The sequence below is a fragment of the Rahnella sp. PAMC25617 genome (assembly GCF_050606005.1).
Lineage (GTDB): Bacteria > Pseudomonadota > Gammaproteobacteria > Enterobacterales > Enterobacteriaceae > Rahnella > Rahnella variigena.
Genome location: NZ_JBOCUM010000201.1, coordinates 1 through 367 on the forward strand (window position 1 = coordinate 1; position 367 = coordinate 367).

Sequence of the window (367 nt, forward strand, 5' to 3'; positions counted from 1 at the left end):
TTCAAGATGTGGATTTCCAAAGAGACTCCCAAGGAAAGTTAATTACGTACAGCACTAGGCCTACAGAGGCACCATCCTACAACCCAATCGATTGGTTAGTAAATCCAATTATAAATAATCTGGTTGTAAAGGACACCGTATGGGTAAAACAAAACCCCAACCAATTCAATATTTTCTTAAGATTCTTTATCAAGAGAAATGGACAGTTTAAGGAATTCAAATGGCAAGACCCTCCTTTCTACACTACTTTTAACGGCAGATTCCCGAGAATTTTGACTAGCGAAGAAGGTCAGGCTGTAGAGGGAGATATTCGTTACGGGATGCTTTCATCAGGATGGGAATCTATTTTCAGAACAGACACCATCAG

The 367-nt window shown here is 39.8% G+C and carries 1 protein-coding gene; it reads left to right on the top strand.

Features of this window, described 5'->3' with window-relative positions; translation table 11 throughout:
- Window positions 1-367, top strand: a 367-nt coding sequence (locus ACM615_RS24190; protein WP_431012677.1) for a hypothetical protein, incomplete at both ends; no start/stop codon positions are given.